Raw genomic sequence first — 17043 nt, 5'->3', positions numbered from 1 at the left:
ACAATGCGCAAATCGCATCATCGGAACGCGTCATGGAGCTGCATCAACTCGAAGCTTTTTCCGCGGTCATGTCGGCCGGCAGCGTGACCGGCGCGGGCGAACTGCTCGGCCGCTCGCAACCGGCCGTCACGCGGCAGATCCAGGAGCTCGAAGCCGATCTCGGCTACGCGCTGTTCGACCGGCACGGCCCGCGCGTCACGCCGACGCGGCGCGCATTCCTGCTGTACGAGGAAGTCGAGCGCTCGCTGGTCGGCCTGCGCGCGATCGAGGCGCGGGCGCGCGCGCTCGGCGACGAAACGACCGAACCCGTGCGCATCGCGGCGACGCCGTCGCTCGCGGCCACGCTCGTGCCGGCCGCGCTCGCCGCGCTGCCCGACGGCGCGCACGCGCCGCACTACCAGTTGCGCAGCGAATCGGCCGAGCACGTCGTGCACGAAGTGCTGGGCGGCACGGCCGACATCGGTGTCGTCACGCTGCCGATGGCGCACGCGGGGCTCGACGTGCACTGGATCGCGCAGACACCATGCGTCGCCGTGCTGCCCGCCGGCGACCCGCTCGCGACGAAACCGCGCATCGCGCTGCGCGATCTCGCGGGCCGCCGCATCGTAACGGTCGCGAACCGGCACCGCCTGCGCCAGCGGATCGATGCGGCATTCGCAGCCGCGCGCGTCGATGCGCGCGTGTTCATCGAAACCAATGCGTCGCTGAATGCGGTGATGGCCGCGCGCGCGGGCATCGGGATCGGCATCGTCGACCCGGCGACGGGCGTCGCGCTGCCGGTGGACGGCGTCGTCGCGCGAGCGCTCGACGTCGACGTCCCGTTCGCGTTCGGCGTCGCGACGCCGGCCGGCAAGGCGCGCACCGCCGCCGTCGATGCGCTGCTCGACGCGCTGCATCGCACCACGCGCGCGCTGCTCGACGACGTGATCTTTCACGACGCCGCCGCGCACGACGCGCTGCTGCGCGGCGACCGGCTGCGCAACGAGCGCGCACCGCGCCCGCCCCACACGACACGTACACGCCGCACCCGCCCGGAGGCCGCATGACGACGCCGCCCGACGCACTTGAAGCACTTGAAGCACTCGAAGCACGGCTCGCGCAAGACCTGCGCTGGCTCGACCTGCCAGCGCCGTCGTGGGTGCCGCCGCGCGAGGCCGACGGCACGCGCGTGCTCGACGTCGCGATCGTCGGCGGCGGCATGGCGGGGCTCGCGGCATCCGCCGAACTGCGCCTGCTCGGCATCGACAACCAGTGCGTGATCGACCGCGCGCCGGCCGGCTACGAAGGGCCGTGGGTCACGTTCGCGCGGATGGACACGCTGCGCTCGCCGAAGCAGCTCGCGGGCCCGGCGCTCGGCCTGCCCGCGCTGACGTTCCGCGCATGGTTCGAAGCGCAACACGGCCGCGACGCGTGGGACGCGCTCTACAAGATTCCGCGCACGCAGTGGATGGACTACCTGCGCTGGTATCGGCGCGTGCTCGACCTGCAGGTGCGCAACGATACGACGCTCGTCGCGCTGCGCCCGCGCGACGACGGGCTGCTCGCGCTCGACGTGCACGGCAACTGCGAGGCGCAGACGCTGCTCGCGCGGCACGTCGTGCTTGCGACCGGCCGCGACGGCCTCGGCGGCCCTTACGCGCCGCCCGTCGCGCAACGCGCACCGCGTACGCGCTGGGCCCACTCGTCCGAGCCGATCGATTTCGCGGCGCTTGCGGGCAAGCGTGTCGGCGTGGTCGGCGCGGGCGCATCGGCATTCGACAACGCGGGCACCGCGCTCGAAGCCGGCGCCGCGCGCGTCGACCTGTTCTTCCGCCGCGCGGACATTCCGCGCATCAACAAGCTGACCGGCATCGGCAGCCCGGGCCTCGTGCACGGCTACGCCGATCTCGACGATGCGACGAAGTGGCGCTTCATGCACTACGCGTTGACGTCGCAAACGCCACCGCCGCGCGACAGCGTGCTGCGCGTGTCGCGCCACGAGCACGCGCATTTTCACGCAGGCAGCCCGATCGAGACGCTCGCCGAACAGGCGGACGGCCTCGTCGTGACGACGCCGCGCGGGCGCTACACCGTCGACTTCCTGGTCTTCGCGACGGGCTTTCATTCGGACTGGACGACGCGCGCGGAATTCGCGTCGTTCGGCTCGCACGTGCGGCGCTGGAAGGATCGCTATCGACCGGAACCGGGCAAGCAGCTCGACGAACTCGCCGAATCGCCCGATCTCGGCCCCGCGTTCGCGTTCCAGGAACGCGAGCCCGGTGCGTGCCCGGCCGTCACGCAGATCCATTGCTTCAACCATGCGGCGAGCCTGAGCCACGGCAAGCTGTCCGGCGATATCCCCGCCATCAGCGCGGGCGCCGAACGGCTGGCGCGCGGCATTGCGAGCCGGCTGTTCGACGCCGACCGCGACCGGCATTTCGACGCGCTGGTCGCATACGCGAATGCGGAGCTGCAAGGCGACGAATGGCGCGATGCCGATGCGTGAGCGCGCGTTCATCGATGACACAGATAACGAAGGGAAACCCGAAACGATGACTGAATCCATCACGCCGGCCGCCGCGCCGGATACGATCGACGCGGTGGCCGGCCTGCGCGACGGCGATGCCGTCACCGCGCTGCGCCGCGCACGCGACAAGGTGCTGCGCCATACGCGGCTGAGCGAAGCCGTGCTGTTCGATCCCACGCTGCCCGATCTTTCGCTGGTCGAAAGACTGCATGCGGCGCGGTATGTCGCGCAGCGATCGAACGCGCACGCACTGGCCTCGGCGTATCGCACGCGGCTGCTCGATGCGGGCGGCACCGTCGAGGACATCGCGCGCGCCGATACCGATGCGTTCGACGCGCTTGCCCCGCGCCTTCGCGCGATCCTCGTTCATGCGCGGCTTTTGACATACGCGCCCGTCGATGCGCGCCCGTCCGATCTCGACGCGCTGAAGTCGGCCGGACTCACGACGGCCGCGATCGTCGCGCTGTCGCAGCTCGTTGCGTTCGTCGCGTATCAGTTGCGCGTCGCGATTGCCGCGCAAGCGCTTCAGGCGCGTGCCGCCAAGGAGGCCGCATGACGACGCCCGCCCACGGCTTCACGTCCGCCACGCTCGGCTGGCGCGCGTGGCTCGACACGGTATCGCTCGATGCCGCGACACCCGATCAGTTGGCGGTGCTCGAAGCGAGTCACCCGCACGCGAAGACATCCGACTACTACCTGCTGCTCGTCCACCTGCCCGACATCCTGCGGCAACGCTCGGGCGTGTTCAACGCGATCATGTACGGCCCCGGCGGGCTGTCGCGTGCGGAGCGCGAACTCGCCAGCACGGCCGTGTCGCGCGTGAATGGCTGCGTGTATTGCGCGTCGGTGCATGCGCAACGCTTCGCACAGCTCGCGAAACGCACCGATGCGATCGAGCAGGTGTTCGACGATCCGGCGACAGCCGGCACGACGGCACGCGAACGCGCGATCGTGCGTTATGCGATCGCGCTGACCGAACGGCCCGATACGGTCGATGCAGACGACATCGCCGCGCTTGAAGCCGAAGGGCTGACGCACGAGGACATTCTCGACCTGTCGCATGCGGTCGCAATCTTCGCGTGGGCGAACCGGTTGATGCTGACGCTGGGCGAACCGGTGTTTCCGGAGCCGGCAATCGACGCCTGATTCGGCGACGCGCCCCCGACGGCATACGCTGCCTGCGTGTCGCCCGACGCATCGATCATGCGATGCGTCGCCGACACCGAATGCGCGAATCCGACGTGCATCGCGCGTGACGCCGCGAAGGCCGCCGCACCTGCGCGGCGTCGCCTACGCTCAGCGCCAGCTATCGACGTGATCCGCAACGAACCGCTCGAACGCGATCGGCGCGCGCCCGAGCAGCGCCTGCACGTCGGCGCTGACGGCCGCCGCGTGGCCGGCCGCGATCATCCGGTTCAGGCTCATCAGCACATCGATCGACCACGCGTCGGCACCCGCGGCGCGCATGGATTCGATCGCCGCCTCGTCCGTCACCGGCACGTACTCGACCTTGCGACCGAGCGCCGTGCCGATCCGTGCGACCACGTCGGCGTTCGACAATGCTTCGCCGCCCGTCAGCTCGTAGATCCGGCCGGCATGAGCGGCCGGGTGCCGCAGGATCGTCGCATTGACGGCGGCGATGTCGCGCACGTCGACGAACGACACCTTCCCGTCGCCCTGCGGCAGATATAGTGCGCCGGCGCGAATCATGCCCGCGTAGTACGTCACGAAGTTCTGCATGAAGCAGTTGGGCCGCGTGATCGTGTATGAGATGCCCGACTCCATCACGAGCCGGTCGATTTCGCCTTGCACGCGCCCGATCGCGACCGGCGACGCGGCGTCGGCACCCGCGCCCGACGAGCGGACGATATGCGTGACGCCGGCTGCCCGGGCCGCCGCAACCGCATTGCCGGCCAGCGTCACCATGTCGGCCTGCAGCGGCAGCAGCAGGAACAGCGTGTCGATGCCCTGGAATGCATGCGCGAGGCTCGCGGCGTCGGCAAGGTTCGCGCGACGCGTTTCGACGCCTTCGACCGCCCTGCCGCTGTTCGAGCTGGCGATCACATGCGCGCCGGCCGCCTTCAGTTGCGCGACGAGTTCGCGCCCGATGTTCCCGGTCGCGCCGGTCACGAGAATGGTGTGGGACATGATGTGCCTCCTGATCGCAAATGGAATTCGCGCCGCATTGCCGGGCCGCGACGACCGCTTCGACATACGAAGCCGCCATCGCTGCCGTGCCGGCGCGCAAGCAGCTCCGCGCCCGTTCGTGTTCGTCACGGATAGCTGATGATGCGCCGGCTGTCCGCGGAACACGACACGACGGACCTCATCCTAGTCGCGCTCATTCATGCCGAATAGTCCATAATGTGTCGAATTAATTTCAACGATTTCGATCGAATCGTCATGAACGATCTGCGTGTGCTGGAAAGCTTTCTCCGGACCGTGGAAGCCGGCAGTTTCTCCGCGGCGGCCAGCCGGCTGGGCGTCACGCCTGCCGCCGTCAGCAAGCATGTCGCGAAACTGGAGCGCAGCCTCGGCACGCGGCTGTTCCGCCGCACGACGCGCAGCCTCACGCTGACGGAGGCCGGCGAACGGCTGTACGCCGAAACGTCGGCGGCGGCCAACGCGCTGAGCCAGGCGATGGCGACCCTGACCGAGCGCGACGCGCGCCCCGCCGGCACGCTGCGCATCAGCATCGCGCCGGGGTTCGGGCGCCAGTACGTGTTGCCGCTGATGCCGGCGTTTCTCGAACGCTTTCCGGACCTCCGGCTCGACTGGAGCCTCGAGAACCGCCACGTCGATCTGGTGAAGGAAGGCTTCGACGCCGCGATCGGCTCGGGCGTCGAGGACGACGCAAACGTCGTCGCACGCGAACTGGTGCCGATCCGGTTGCTGACGGTCGCATCCCCCGCGTATCTCGCGACGCACGGGGAACCGGCGACGCTCGCCGAGCTGTCGCGCCACGACTGCATCCGGTTGCGCTCCGCGACGACGGGCCGCGTGCGCGACTGGGCGTTCACGTTGAATGGCGAAACGGTGACGGTCCCGATCGACGGACGCGTCGTGCTGACCGATCTGGATGCCATCTGCGATGCGGCCGTGGCAGGCATGGGGCTCGCGCGGCTCGGCGCGCATCATGTGCTGCCGTATCTCGACGACGGCCGGCTCGTGCGCGTGCTCACGCGCTATCCGGCGACGGCCGGCACGATCTGCGTGTACTACGCGCACGCGCGCCTCACGCCACCGAAGGTGCGCGCGTTCGTCGAGTTTCTGACGGAGTCGTTTTCGCGAAGCGACTGGCGGGCGCGCGTCGACACGTTCGGCTGACGGGAATCGACGGGCGCCGGCCTGTCACGCGCGGTCGATTCATGCCGACCGCACGGCCCGCGTCATGCCTTGTGCGTCGACAGCAGAATGCTCGTCTCGGTACTCGCGATGCCGTCGATCAGCCGGATCGCGCCGAGCACGCGATCGAAATGCTCGAGCGAATCGGCATGCAGCTCGGCGACGAGATCCCAGCGACCGTTGGTGCTGTGGATCGACGCGACATTCGGATGCCCGCGCAGCACCTTCACCACCTCGGCGCCGCGGTTGCCCTGCACCGCGATCGACATCAGCGCGCGGATCCGGTGCCGTTCGGCCGCCGGCTTGAGCCGTACCGTATAACCGACGATCACGCCGTTTTTCTCCAGCCGCGTCAGCCGGTTCTGCACGGTCGCGCGCGCGACCCGCAATTCCTTCGCCAGGGCGACGACGGGCAGTCGCGCGTTGTCGCGCAGCAGCGCGATCAGCTGCCGGTCGACGTCGTCGAGCGTGATCATGAAGGGGTCTTCCTGTTGAGCGTGAACCGGCCGCCAGCGTGCCGGAGGCTGCGCATTCCGACCAGCGCGAACCGGGCAAACTGCCGGATATGGCCGGCATTTTGACAAGTCTATCGATAAATCTGCCACTTTTGCCGTCTTTTTGTTGGCTCGACTCCCGGAAATAATGACTCCATCGACCGGCCGAATACGCCGTGCCGCCGCTTTTCAGCAAACCCGCGCCCGCACCGAAGCATCGCCCGGTCGACCGGAATGCCAGGACACCCGTACCGGCAAAGACAATGGAGACAGACCGATGACTCGCTTCCTCGACGTTCCCGCCACCGCCCGCCTGATCGCCAAGACCGGCGTCACGACGTTCCTGCGCGAACTCGTCGACACGCTGCGCGCCGATTACCTGCAGTGGGCCGATTTCGACAAGTCGCCGCGCGTCGCATGCCACTCGCGCGACGGCGTGATCGAACTGATGCCCGTCGCGAACGCGTCGCTATTCGCGTTCAAATATGTGAACGGCCACCCCGTCAACGCGACGCGCGGGATGCACACGGTGATGGCATTCGGCGCGCTCGCCGAAGTCGATACCGGCTACCCGCTGCTGCTCGCCGAACTCACGCTGACGACCGCGCTGCGCACGGCCGCCACGTCGGTGCTCGCCGCGCAGGGTCTCGCACGGCCCGACTCGCGCACGATGGCACTGATCGGCAACGGCGCGCAGAGCGAATTCCAGGCGATCGCGTTCCACACGCTGCTCGGCATCGACGAAATCCGCGTGTTCGACGTCGATCCGCTCGCGACCGACAAGCTCGTGCAGAACCTCGCCGCATACCCTGAATTGCGCGTCGTGCGCGCCGCATCGACCGCCGACGCCGTGCGCGGCGCCGACATCGTGACGACCGTCACCGCAGACAAGGCGTACGCGACGATCGTCACGGCCGACATGATCGAGCCCGGCATGCACCTGAACGCGGTCGGCGGCGATTGCCCCGGCAAGACCGAGCTTGAAGCGGGCGTGCTGCAGGCGGGCCGCGTGTTCGTCGAATTCGAGCCGCAGTCGCGCATCGAAGGCGAGATCCAGCAGATGCCGGCCGACTTCCCTGTCACCGAACTGTGGCGCGTGCTGCAACGCGAAACGACCGGCCGCGAACGCGCGGACGAAGTCACCGTGTTCGACTCGGTCGGCTTCGCGCTGGAGGACTACTCGGCGCTGCGCTACCTGTACGCGCTCGCGCAGCAGCACAACGCTGGGGTCGAGATCGCGCTGATTCCGCCGGCCGTCGACCCGAAGAACCTGTTCGCGCTGATCGACGACCCGGCCGCGATCGCGCAGGGTCACGCGGCGTTCGTCACCGAAGCCGTCGCCGCATTCGCGCGCTGACCGTCATCGCCGGGCGGCCCGTGCGCTGCCCGGTTCCCTGCCTTTCGCTCCTGCCTTACATGAATCTCGTATCGATCCAGGCGCCGGCCGCCGTCGTGATGATCCGGCCGCACCGTTTCCTGCCGAACCCGCAGACCGCGGCCGACAACGCATTCCAGCGCACGGCCGGGGGCGGCTCGACCGACACGTCGTCGGTGTCCGCCGCCGCACGCGACGAAGTCACGGCCGCCGCGCAGACGCTCGCCGATGCGGGCGTGCGCGTGCATGTGTTCGACGACCACGGCGAGTGCGACACGCCCGATTCCGTGTTCCCGAACAACTGGTTCTCGACGCATCCGGGCGGCCACGTCGCGCTGTATCCGATGCACAGCCCGAACCGCCGCCGCGAGCGGCGTGCGGACATCGTCGAGATGCTGAAGGCCGAGTATCGCGTGCAGGATGTGATCGACTATTCGGGTCTCGAATACGACGACGTGTTCCTGGAAGGCACCGGCGCGATGGTGCTCGACCACGTCGCGCGGATCGCCTATACCGCGCGGTCGCGCCGTGCCGATCCGGTCGCGCTCGAACGCTTCTGCACGCATTTCAATTTCGAGCCGATCTGCTTCGATACGGCCGACGCCGACGGGCGCCCGATCTATCATACGAACGTGATGATGAGCGTCGCGACGGAGTTCGCGATGGTCGGCCTCGACCTGATCGCCGACGGCCGGCGCCGCGTCGAGATCGCGCAACGCCTGACCGAAACGGGACGTGCGGTGATCGCCCTCGATCAGTCGCAGATCGCGAATTTCGCAGGCAATACGCTGGAATTGTCGGGAAGCAACGGGCGCGTGCTTGCGCTGTCGCGACGTGCGTTCGATTGCCTCACACCTGACCAGCGTGCGGTGATCGAGCGCTCCGCGCGGCTGCTGCCGCTCGACGTGCCGACGATCGAACTGGCCGGCGGATCGGTGCGCTGCATGCTCGCGGGGATTCATCTCGCGCGGCGGGCGGCCGTGCCGGATGCGATCGCCGCGGAGTCGGCCGCATTGCCACGCGAGACGACGCCGCCAATCTGACCGACAGGCTCACAAAGCGCAAACGGCTGCCGATGCGATGCAACGGCAGCCGTTTTTTTGTTCGAAGGGCATTGAATCGGCGCGCGTCAGCCCGCATCGGCAACGCCGCTAAATGCTCCGGTATCCGAACGATACCGGAGCACATCGCGCCACTCACCCGGCCAGCAGCTTCAACCCGGCCGGCAGCGTTTCGCCGAACACGCGCGCCGTGTCGGCTTCGTCGAACGCGATCGCTTCGCGCACCATGTCGATCCATGCGGCCGACGCATTCGCGGCCGACAGACGCTTGATCACCGCGTCGCGCGTATCGTCCGGCAGGTCGCGTGAACGGTCGCCCGTCATCCGGGCAATCTGCGCGGCCGCGAACGCGGCCGGCTCGACCTGCTTCCAGTCGAGCGCGAACAGCGCGTCGAGCCAGCCATTGACGACTTCCGCAGGCACGACGCTATGCGCGCTGCCGTAGAACGGCCGGCGCGCACCGATGCGCCCGAGCGCCCACGCACACAGCGCGCGCTCGGCCGGCTTCTGCAATTGCGCGATCAGGCGCTCGGCCAGCTCGACCTTGCGCTCGACGGGCAATCGTTCGAGCGACGCGGACAGCCGCGTCATGTCGGCCGGGCCGACCTTGCCCGGATCGAACGGCAGCTTGCGCCGCTTGTCGTCGGACGGTTCGAGGAACGCGATCGCGTCGCGCACCTGCGTCTGCGCATCGTCGTCGAGGCCGCCGGCCACGCGCCGCCACAGCGTCCACCACTCGGACCACACCTGCCCGTCGTTCACGTATTGAATGCCGTCGTCGAACAGCGGCCAAAGCTGCTCGATGCGCCATGCGTCGAGCGGATGGCCGAAGCCCGGGCGCAGGCAATAACCGGCGAGGTTCAGCCACGCGCGTTCGTGATCGGCCGAGCGACGGCGCCGCCGCGCCCGCGCAAGCAGCGCGTCGAACAGTTCGCGCGCGAGCGCGACGTCCCACTCTTCGCGCGGGCCGAGCACCTGTTCCAATTGCGCGCGCAACCGGCGCGTGTCCTTCGGCGTGACGTCCGCGGCCTTGCTGCCGAACGAGCGCTCGATCAGTTCGATCGCGTGGTCGAGACGCGGGTGCCGCGCGGGCGCATCGTCGCCGCCGTGCGCCGGCGCGTCGCCGCGCAACTGGAATTCGAGCCGCCAGCGGCGTGCCGCGTCGTCGGTCGCGATGCAATGCATTTCGAGCGTGCCGACCTCGGTCAGTGACGCGGTGAGCTTCACTGGCGTTTCGCGCGCATCGCTGCCCGACTGCCGCTCGACGACCGTCGCGATCGGCGGCAGCCGCACGAAATCGCCGCCGTCGAGTGCGACGAGATCGCCGGGACGGTACGCGGTGTCGGCCACCGTCGACACGAGGTGGAAACGCACCGGCTGCCCGAGCTGCAGCGCGAAGGTACGATCCTCCAGCCGGATCTCGCGGCCCTCTTCCGCTCCGCGCGGCAGCAGGCAGACGCCGCGCGCGGCTGCGTCGCCGGCACCGTCGTCCAGCACGAGGAAATAGCTGCGCGCGGAACCGCCGCCGATGCGCGGCGCATGCCCGGCGCGCGCGAGGCCATACGCCACCGCGCCGCGCGCGACGGCTACGTCCGGATGCGCGTTGTGCAGCACGTCGAGCGGCGCGCCGCGCCACGCGCCGAGCGTCTGCGCGAGACGGCCGGCGAGCGCGCCCGCACGGAACACGCCGCCGTTGAGCAGCAGCGTGTCGGGCAGCGGGCCTTCCGCGTGACGGTTCAGGAACGCGGCGACGTGCCGCGTGACGGCCGGGTCGCTCGCATACGGCAACCCGAATTCGACGATCGCCGCCCGCGCGCGGCGCGGCAGTTCGCCGGCCTCGACCTGCGGAAAGAAACCGTCGACGACGATCTGTTCGACTTCCTGCCGTGTCAGTTCGGCCGAACGCGCGCCGCCGACGAGCTTGCTGCCCGCGCCGAGCAGCGTGACGGTGACGGACGCCGGTGCATCGTCGCCGAGCAGCCGCTCCTTCGCGGCACGGCAGCGCTCGACGACCTGCGACAGGCTCGCGGCCGACAGCCGCGTGCCGGGCTCGGTCAGCCGCGTTTCGACCAGGCGCGCAAGCGCGAGGTCCATGTTGTCGCCGCCGAGCATCAGGTGATTGCCGACGCCGACGCGCGTAAAGGTCGGCTCGCCGCCGTCGCCCGGTGCGACATCGACGAGCGTGAGATCGGTCGTGCCGCCGCCGACGTCGCAGATCAGCACGCGCCGCGCGACGGCGAACGTGTCGCGCAGCGTTTCGCGCTGGCCATACAACCAGTCGTAGAACGCGGCCTGCGGCTCTTCCAGCAGCCGCAGCGCGGGCAGCTTCGCGCGCCGCGCGGCCTCGACCGTCAACGCGCGCGCGCCATCGTCGAACGACGCGGGCACCGTCAGGATCACGTCCTGCTTCGCGAGCGGCGCATCGGGAAAACGGGCATCCCACGCGTCGCGCACATGCGCGAGATAGCTCGCGCTCGCGTCGACCGGCGACACCTTGTCGACGCCGTCGGCCGCGCCCCACGGCAGGATCGCGGCGAGCCGGTCGACCGATGCGTGCGACAGCCAGCTCTTCGCGCTCGTCACGAGCCGGCCCGGCACCTGCGCGCCGAGCGTGCGCGCATAGCGGCCGATCACGGGCGGCAGCGCGTCACCAGCGGCGCCGTCACGGCCGCCACCCGAACGGGCGGCCGCGTTGCGCGCGCCGGCCGCCTGCCACGGCAACCTCAACGCGTCCGCCGCGAGCTCACCGGCCGCCGGGTGATAGCGCACCGACGGCAGCAGCGGCTGCGCGGCCACCGCGCCGGGGCCGACCAGTTGCTCGACGTCGAACACGCGGATCGCGTCGGAGCCGGCCTCGACGTATGCGACGACCGTGTTGCTCGTGCCGAGGTCGATGCCGACCGTATAGCGCTTCATCGTGCTCAGGCGGCGCCGCGCACGTCGAACTCGACCTTCCAGCGCTCGTCCGTGCCGCTCGGGATCGCCTCGAGTTCGAGCGTGCCGGCTTCGGTCACGCGCGCATGCAGCTTCACGGGCACGATCTCGCCGACCGTGCGCCCTTCGGCGGGCAGCGTCGCCTGGATTTCCTCGAGTTCCTGAAGTTCTTCCGGCGACCAGTAGTCGAGCAGCGTGCCGACCTGGTCCTGGCGGCGCACCGACGAACCGAAGAAGCGGAACTGCACCGGCTCGCCGACGACGAGCCCGAACTCCTGCGGCGGCAGCGCCGCGTCGGAGCCTTCCTCCATCCCGAACGGCGCGACGCACAGCGCCTGCACCGGCGGCTCCAGCCCCGGCACCGCGGGCATCGCCGATTCGATCGCGACGTAGTACGCACGCGCCGTGCCGCCGCGAATGCGCACGCCACGGCCGCGCTTCACGTAACCGTAGTAAGCCGCGCCGCGCGCGACCGCGAGGTCGAGATCGGCGCCTTCGAGCAGGCGTGCGGGCGGCGCGCCTTCGGCGGCGAGCCAGCTGTTGAGCGTATCGAGCACGCGTTGCGTGAGCAGCGTCGACTTGAACACGCCGCCGTTGAACAGCACGGCCGTCGGATGCAGGAACGTCGCGCCTTGCGGCAGCGTGCGCTGCACGCCTTCGAGCGTGTCGAGCGCCGCGACCTGGCGGCCGAGGAACGCCGCGAGATGGCGCGTGATGCCCGCGTCCTGCGCATACGGCAGGCCGAGTTGCGTCAGGCCGACGCGCGCGCGGCTCACCGGTCGCGCGGCTGCATCGACCTGCGGGAAGAAGCCTTCGAGGATCGTCTGCGTGAGTTCGGCGCGCGTGAGCTCCGTGCGGATCGAACCGCCGATCAGCTTCGAGCCGCGACTCGGCACGACGAGCGGCACCGCATCGGTCGTCGGGTCGGACAGCAGCGTTTCCTTCGCGGAGCGGCATGCGTAGGTCAGCGCACGCAGTTGCCACGGATCGGCCTGCGTGCCCTGCTGCGCGAGCTTGCGCGCGACCACGTGCGCGAGCGCGAGGTCCATGTTGTCGCCGCCGAGCAGGATGTGCTCGCCGACCGCCACGCGATGCAGTTCCAGGTTGCCTTCGCGCTCGACCACCGCGATCAGCGACAGGTCGGTCGTGCCGCCGCCGACGTCCACGCACAGGATCAGGTCGCCGACCTGCACCTGCTTGCGCCAGCCGCCTTCGCTCTTCTGGATCCAGCTGTAGAGCGCCGCCTGCGGCTCCTCGAGCAGCGTCATCCGCGAATAACCGGCGGCACGCGCGGCTTCCGCCGTCAGTTCGCGAGCGGCCGGGTCGAACGACGCGGGGATCGTGACCGTCACGTCCTGGTCGGCGAACGGCGCGTCGGGATGCGCGTGATCCCACGCTTCGCGCAGGTGCGTCAGATAACGGATCGAGCTTTCCAGCGGCGACACGCGCGACACCTCGGGCGGCGCATCGCTCGGCAGAATCGCCGCGCGGCGGTCGACGCCCGGGTGGCACAGCCAGCTCTTCGCGCTCGAGACGAGGCGGATTGGCGTGCCCGCGCCGCGAGTGCGCGCCATTTCGCCGACCGCGAAGCCGCGCGAGGCCGTCCACGGCAGCGTCAGGTCGCCCTGCGTCAGCTCGCTTTCATGCGGAAGATAGAGGAACGACGGCAGCAGGTCGCGCGACTCCAGCGCGCCGGGCGCGGTCAGCTGCGCGATCGGCAGCACCTGCTGCGTGATGTTTTCGCCGTCGCTCGCGGCGCTGTCGACGTACGACAGCGCGCAATGGGTCGTACCGAGGTCGATACCGATCGAATAGCGCGGATCGCTCACAGTTCCACCTCCGCCGGTGCAACCACCGATGCGTCGTGACTGCCCGTCAGCTTCGGCAGGCGCACGTCGGCCACGCGCCAGCCGCGATGGCTGACCGTACCCGTGAACGGCGCGGAACCGACCACGTTGCCCGTCACGCGCACGGCCGTCGCGTCGAAGCCGGCCGGCAGCGTCACGCGGCTGCCTTCGGCTTCATCGCGCACCGGCACGATCGTGAAGTGCTCGCGCAGCGCAGCGCGGCAGCCGTCGTGCACGAGGCGTGCGGCAGCGCCGATGTCGGCATCCGCATAGCCGGCGATGTCTTCCTCGACGAAGTCGATGAAGCGCGCATCGCGCTGCAACAGGCCGAGCAGTTGCAGCGCGGCTTGCGGGCTCGCTTCGCGCAGCTCGGGGGCCGGGGCCTTCACGGGCGCGGGCGCCGGAGCCGCGGCGGGGGCCGGCGCAACCGGCGTCGGGGCGACCGGTGCCGGGGCGCCGTCGCGTACGCGCAGCACGCCGGCCGCGAACTCGCGGTTGCCGAGCACGGAGAAGAACGTGCCGACGGCCAGCGACAGCCGGCCGAAGAAGGACAGGTTGGATTCGGGCATGGGGTCTGGACTCCTGTGGGCTCGCGACACGGCGAGCATCTTGCCTGGGCGCCCGGTGGCGGCGTGCGATTGCGCACTGCCGCCGCCCGGCGCATGATTCGGGCGCGCCCTCTCGGGTGCGGAAAACCCGTATTTTGCCCTGTGGCGGGCAAACCGGGCAGAAGTTGGGGGACAGAACATGGCGGCGCGCGGGTTTCGCGCCGCGCCGGATTGCGTCGGACTGCCGGCTATAGGGTGACGGTCGCGATGTTGCGGCGCGTCAGCGCGGCTTGCGGCGGCGCGCCGCCTTCGCCTCGAAATCGCGCGACAGCATGCCGAGCGTGACCTCCCCGAAGCGCGCAAGCAGCACCGCTTCGGCCTCCTTCAGCGTGGCCGACAGATGCGCGTTGACCGCCTGTTCGACCAGGCATTCGGGTGCATCCTCGGCCACCAGATCGGAAAATACCGGCGGCTCGCCCACCGCGCGATAGACGTCGAGCAGCGTGATGTCGTCGAGCGCGACGCTGAGCGCCCACCCGCCGCCGTGCCCTTTCTCCGACTGCACGTAGCCGCAGTCGCGCAGCCCGCCGAGCAATCGCCGCACGACGACCGGATTCGTGCACAGCATCGCCGCGATCGCCTCCGACGTCAGCGGGCCGTCGGCCTGGTCCATGTGGATCAGCGCATGCAGCATGCGCGACAAACGGCTATCGGTTCTCACGGACGGTTGGCTCCCACTCTCGAAACTTATGAAGTTGCATGAATGATACCATCGGCCTATCATGCAACTTCTCGTGTTTCATGAGTTGGCCGCCATCGGAGCACGTTCTTCGCTCGATACGGATTCAGGAAAGGAGTGAACACATGCAGAGCCATCATGAAGTGATCGTGATCGGCGGCAGCTTTGCCGGGCTGTCGGCCGCGATGCAGCTCGCACGCGCACGGCGCCGCGTGCTCGTGATCGATGCCGGGCGGCCGCGTAATCGTTTTGCCGAACATGCGCACGGATTTTTCGGGCAGGACGGCAAGCCGCCTGCGCAGATCGTCGAGGAAGCCGCCGCGCAACTCGCGACCTATCCGACCGTGCAGCGGATCGCCGGCGAGGCGCGCACCGCCGAGCACGATGCGAACGGCCGCTTTCACGTGACACTGGCGGACGGCAGCCGTGCAAGCGCCGAGCGGCTGATCCTCGCGACCGGCATCCGCGACGAACTGCCCGCGCTGCCGGGGCTCGCGGAACGCTGGGGCGTCACCGTGCTGCATTGTCCGTATTGCCATGGCTACGAGGTGTCGGGCCGGCAACTCGGCGTGCTGGCGACGCATCCGCTTTCCGTGCATCAGGCGATCCTGATTCCTGACTGGGGACCGACGACGTGGTTCACGCAACGCGTAGTCGAAGCGAACGAGGAGGAAGCCGCATTGCTCGCCGCGCGAAGCGTGCGTATCGAACGGTCGCCGGTCGTCGAGATCCTCGGCGAAGCGCCGCGGATCGACGCACTGCGGCTCGCCGACGGGAAAGTCGTGCCGATCGATGCGTTGTTCATCGGCGCGCGCACGGAGATGGCGAGCGATCTCGCCCGACAGCTCGGCTGTGCGTTCGACGACGGGCCGCTGGGCACGGCGATTCGCGTCGATACGTGGAAGCAGACGAGCGTTCCCGGTGTGTTCGCGGCCGGCGATGCGTCGAGCCTGATGACGAATGCGACGTTCGCGTCGGCATCCGGCGTCGCGGCCGGCGTGGGCGCGCATCGGTCGTTGATTTTCGGGCTCGACGCGTGAAGTGAACGAAGCGGCGTGCGGGGTGACGCAGCGTCATCCCGCTTTCCCTGCGCGATGGCCCGGTCAACGCCAACCCCGTTCGCCGGGCAGGCATTCCCGCACGTCGATCCTCACAAACGCTTGTCGATATCCGAACATGCGTCGATGGATTCATCATGCGATGTGGTGTTTAATGCTCGGCAACATCAGCATTAAAAGATACGAAATGCTCGACCTCGACGATCTTCGACTCGTGCGCGCGATCGGCGCGTCGCACTCGTTGGCATCCGCCGCGCGCCTGCTCGACCTCACCCCGCCCGCGGTCACGATCCGCCTGCAGCGGATGGAGGCGCGACTCAACGTCCGGCTCGCCGTGCGGCGGCCGAAAGGGATCGCATTGACCGACGAGGGTCAGCGGCTGTACCAGGAAGCCGTCGGGATTCTCGAGCGCGTCGAGGCACTGCCGGCCAACATCTCCGGCGATCACGGCGACGTGCAGGGCACGCTGCGCGTCGTCGCGCCGTTCGGCTTCGGGCGCAAGTACGTCGCGCGGATCGTGCGTGACGTACAACGCGCGCATCCGAAGCTCGAAATCTCGCTGCACCTGTCGGAGAGTCCGCTGACCAGCGCGTCGGGGGCCGACGTGGTCGTCCATGTCGGCAGCCTGAAGTCGTCGTCGTGGATCGGCTATCCGCTCGCGCCCAACGAGCGCTTCCTGTGCGCGAGCCCCGGTTACGCGCGGCGCATCGACGAACTGGACCATCCGTCCGATCTCGCCCGCTACGACTGCCTGTGCCTGCGCGAAAACGACGAGGACGTTCCGCGCTGGCGCTTCTCGCAAGCCGGCGATGGCAAGGGCGAATCCAGGCGATCGGCGGTGATTCGCGTCACGGGCGCGCTTTCGTCGAACGACGGCACCGTCATCACCGACTGGGCACTGGCCGGGCTCGGCATCGTCGAACGCTCCGAGTGGGACGTCGCGCCGCTGCTGGCCAGCGGCAAGCTGGTCAGGCTGCTGCCCGACTGGCATCTGCCGCCCGCGCCAGTGACCGCGCTGCTGCCGTCGCGCACCGGCCGCTCCGCGCGACAACGGGTCTTCCTCGAAGCCGCGACGCGATTTTTCGATCCGCCGCCGTGGCGCGGCAAGGCATGAGCGGCTTCCCGCAATTAAATCG

Annotated in this window: 15 protein-coding genes; 9 read left to right on the top strand and 6 right to left on the bottom strand. The window is 69.3% G+C overall.

Features of this window, described 5'->3' with window-relative positions:
* Window positions 1-32: 32 nt before the first annotated feature.
* Genes LGM71_RS17090 through LGM71_RS17075 form a run of 4 tightly spaced genes read left to right on the top strand, consistent with a single transcriptional unit; the run spans window position 33 to window position 3652 of the window.
* Window positions 33-1046: a LysR family transcriptional regulator gene (locus LGM71_RS17090; protein WP_226115479.1), complete on the top strand. Its 1014-nt coding sequence runs from the start codon at window positions 33-35 to the stop codon at window positions 1044-1046.
* Window positions 1043-2485 (top strand): NAD(P)-binding domain-containing protein, encoded by a 1443-nt coding sequence (locus LGM71_RS17085; RefSeq protein WP_226115478.1) that lies wholly within the window; start codon window positions 1043-1045, stop codon window positions 2483-2485. Before LGM71_RS17090 ends, LGM71_RS17085 begins: the two co-directional genes overlap by 4 nt.
* Before the next feature lie 46 nt (window positions 2486-2531).
* A complete protein-coding gene (locus LGM71_RS17080; protein ID WP_226115477.1) occupies window positions 2532-3062 on the top strand; it encodes a CMD domain-containing protein in 531 nt (176 codons plus the stop codon).
* On the top strand, window positions 3059-3652 hold the full coding sequence (locus LGM71_RS17075; protein ID WP_226115476.1) for a peroxidase-related enzyme: 594 nt from the start codon (window positions 3059-3061) through the stop codon (window positions 3650-3652). Before LGM71_RS17080 ends, LGM71_RS17075 begins: the two co-directional genes overlap by 4 nt.
* Window positions 3653-3802: 150 nt before the next feature.
* Here the strand turns inward: LGM71_RS17075 and LGM71_RS17070 are convergent, their stop codons facing one another.
* A complete protein-coding gene (locus tag LGM71_RS17070; protein WP_124620780.1) occupies window positions 3803-4654 on the bottom strand; it encodes an SDR family oxidoreductase in 852 nt (283 codons plus the stop codon).
* Between the two features lie 255 nt (window positions 4655-4909).
* Here LGM71_RS17070 and LGM71_RS17065 point away from each other — a divergent pair, with 255 nt between their 5' ends.
* On the top strand, window positions 4910-5833 hold the full coding sequence (locus LGM71_RS17065; protein WP_175814659.1) for a LysR family transcriptional regulator: 924 nt from the start codon (window positions 4910-4912) through the stop codon (window positions 5831-5833).
* A 62-nt stretch (window positions 5834-5895) separates the two neighbouring features.
* On the opposite strand, the gene LGM71_RS17060 is transcribed toward LGM71_RS17065, so the two are convergent.
* A complete protein-coding gene (locus LGM71_RS17060; protein WP_006753967.1) occupies window positions 5896-6327 on the bottom strand; it encodes an Lrp/AsnC family transcriptional regulator in 432 nt (143 codons plus the stop codon).
* 295 nt (window positions 6328-6622) lie between these two features.
* Between LGM71_RS17060 and LGM71_RS17055 the strand changes: the two genes are divergently transcribed.
* Together LGM71_RS17055 and ctlX are read left to right on the top strand one after the other, a co-directional pair.
* A complete protein-coding gene (locus tag LGM71_RS17055) occupies window positions 6623-7702 on the top strand; it encodes an ornithine cyclodeaminase (RefSeq protein ID WP_124901451.1) in 1080 nt (359 codons plus the stop codon).
* A 59-nt stretch (window positions 7703-7761) separates the two neighbouring features.
* Window positions 7762-8763: a citrulline utilization hydrolase CtlX gene (gene ctlX / locus LGM71_RS17050; RefSeq protein WP_226115475.1), complete on the top strand. Its 1002-nt coding sequence runs from the start codon at window positions 7762-7764 to the stop codon at window positions 8761-8763.
* A gap of 153 nt (window positions 8764-8916) precedes the next feature.
* Here the strand turns inward: ctlX and LGM71_RS17045 are convergent, their stop codons facing one another.
* The 4 genes from LGM71_RS17045 to LGM71_RS17030 all read right to left on the bottom strand — a co-directional run bounded on the left by LGM71_RS17045 (window position 8917) and on the right by LGM71_RS17030 (window position 14831).
* On the bottom strand, window positions 8917-11697 hold the full coding sequence (locus LGM71_RS17045; RefSeq protein WP_226115474.1) for an Hsp70 family protein: 2781 nt from the start codon (window positions 11695-11697) through the stop codon (window positions 8917-8919).
* 5 nt (window positions 11698-11702) lie between these two features.
* The gene (locus LGM71_RS17040) at window positions 11703-13544 is read right to left on the bottom strand and encodes an Hsp70 family protein (RefSeq protein WP_226115473.1); all 1842 of its coding nucleotides are present in this window, start codon (window positions 13542-13544) and stop codon (window positions 11703-11705) included.
* Window positions 13541-14131, bottom strand: coding sequence for a DUF2760 domain-containing protein (locus LGM71_RS17035; protein WP_226115472.1), 591 nt, complete (start codon window positions 14129-14131; stop codon window positions 13541-13543). Before LGM71_RS17035 ends, LGM71_RS17040 begins: the two co-directional genes overlap by 4 nt.
* A 259-nt stretch (window positions 14132-14390) precedes the next feature.
* Window positions 14391-14831 carry an RrF2 family transcriptional regulator gene (locus LGM71_RS17030; protein WP_059601208.1) on the bottom strand — a complete coding sequence of 147 codons (441 nt, stop codon included), beginning with the start codon at window positions 14829-14831 and terminating at the stop codon, window positions 14391-14393.
* 143 nt (window positions 14832-14974) lie between these two features.
* Between LGM71_RS17030 and LGM71_RS17025 the strand changes: the two genes are divergently transcribed.
* Window positions 14975-15889, top strand: coding sequence for an NAD(P)/FAD-dependent oxidoreductase (locus LGM71_RS17025; protein ID WP_226115471.1), 915 nt, complete (start codon window positions 14975-14977; stop codon window positions 15887-15889).
* A 205-nt stretch (window positions 15890-16094) separates the two neighbouring features.
* Complete coding sequence (locus LGM71_RS17020; protein ID WP_226115470.1) at window positions 16095-17021, top strand: LysR family transcriptional regulator; 927 nt, start codon at window positions 16095-16097, stop codon at window positions 17019-17021.
* Window positions 17022-17043: the final 22 nt, after the last annotated feature.

Source organism: Burkholderia sp. AU33545, assembly GCF_020419685.1.
GTDB classification, from domain to species: Bacteria; Pseudomonadota; Gammaproteobacteria; order Burkholderiales; family Burkholderiaceae; genus Burkholderia; species Burkholderia diffusa.
The sequence above is the reverse complement of the archived record's forward strand: the minus strand, read 5'-3'. Positions and strand labels throughout refer to the sequence as shown.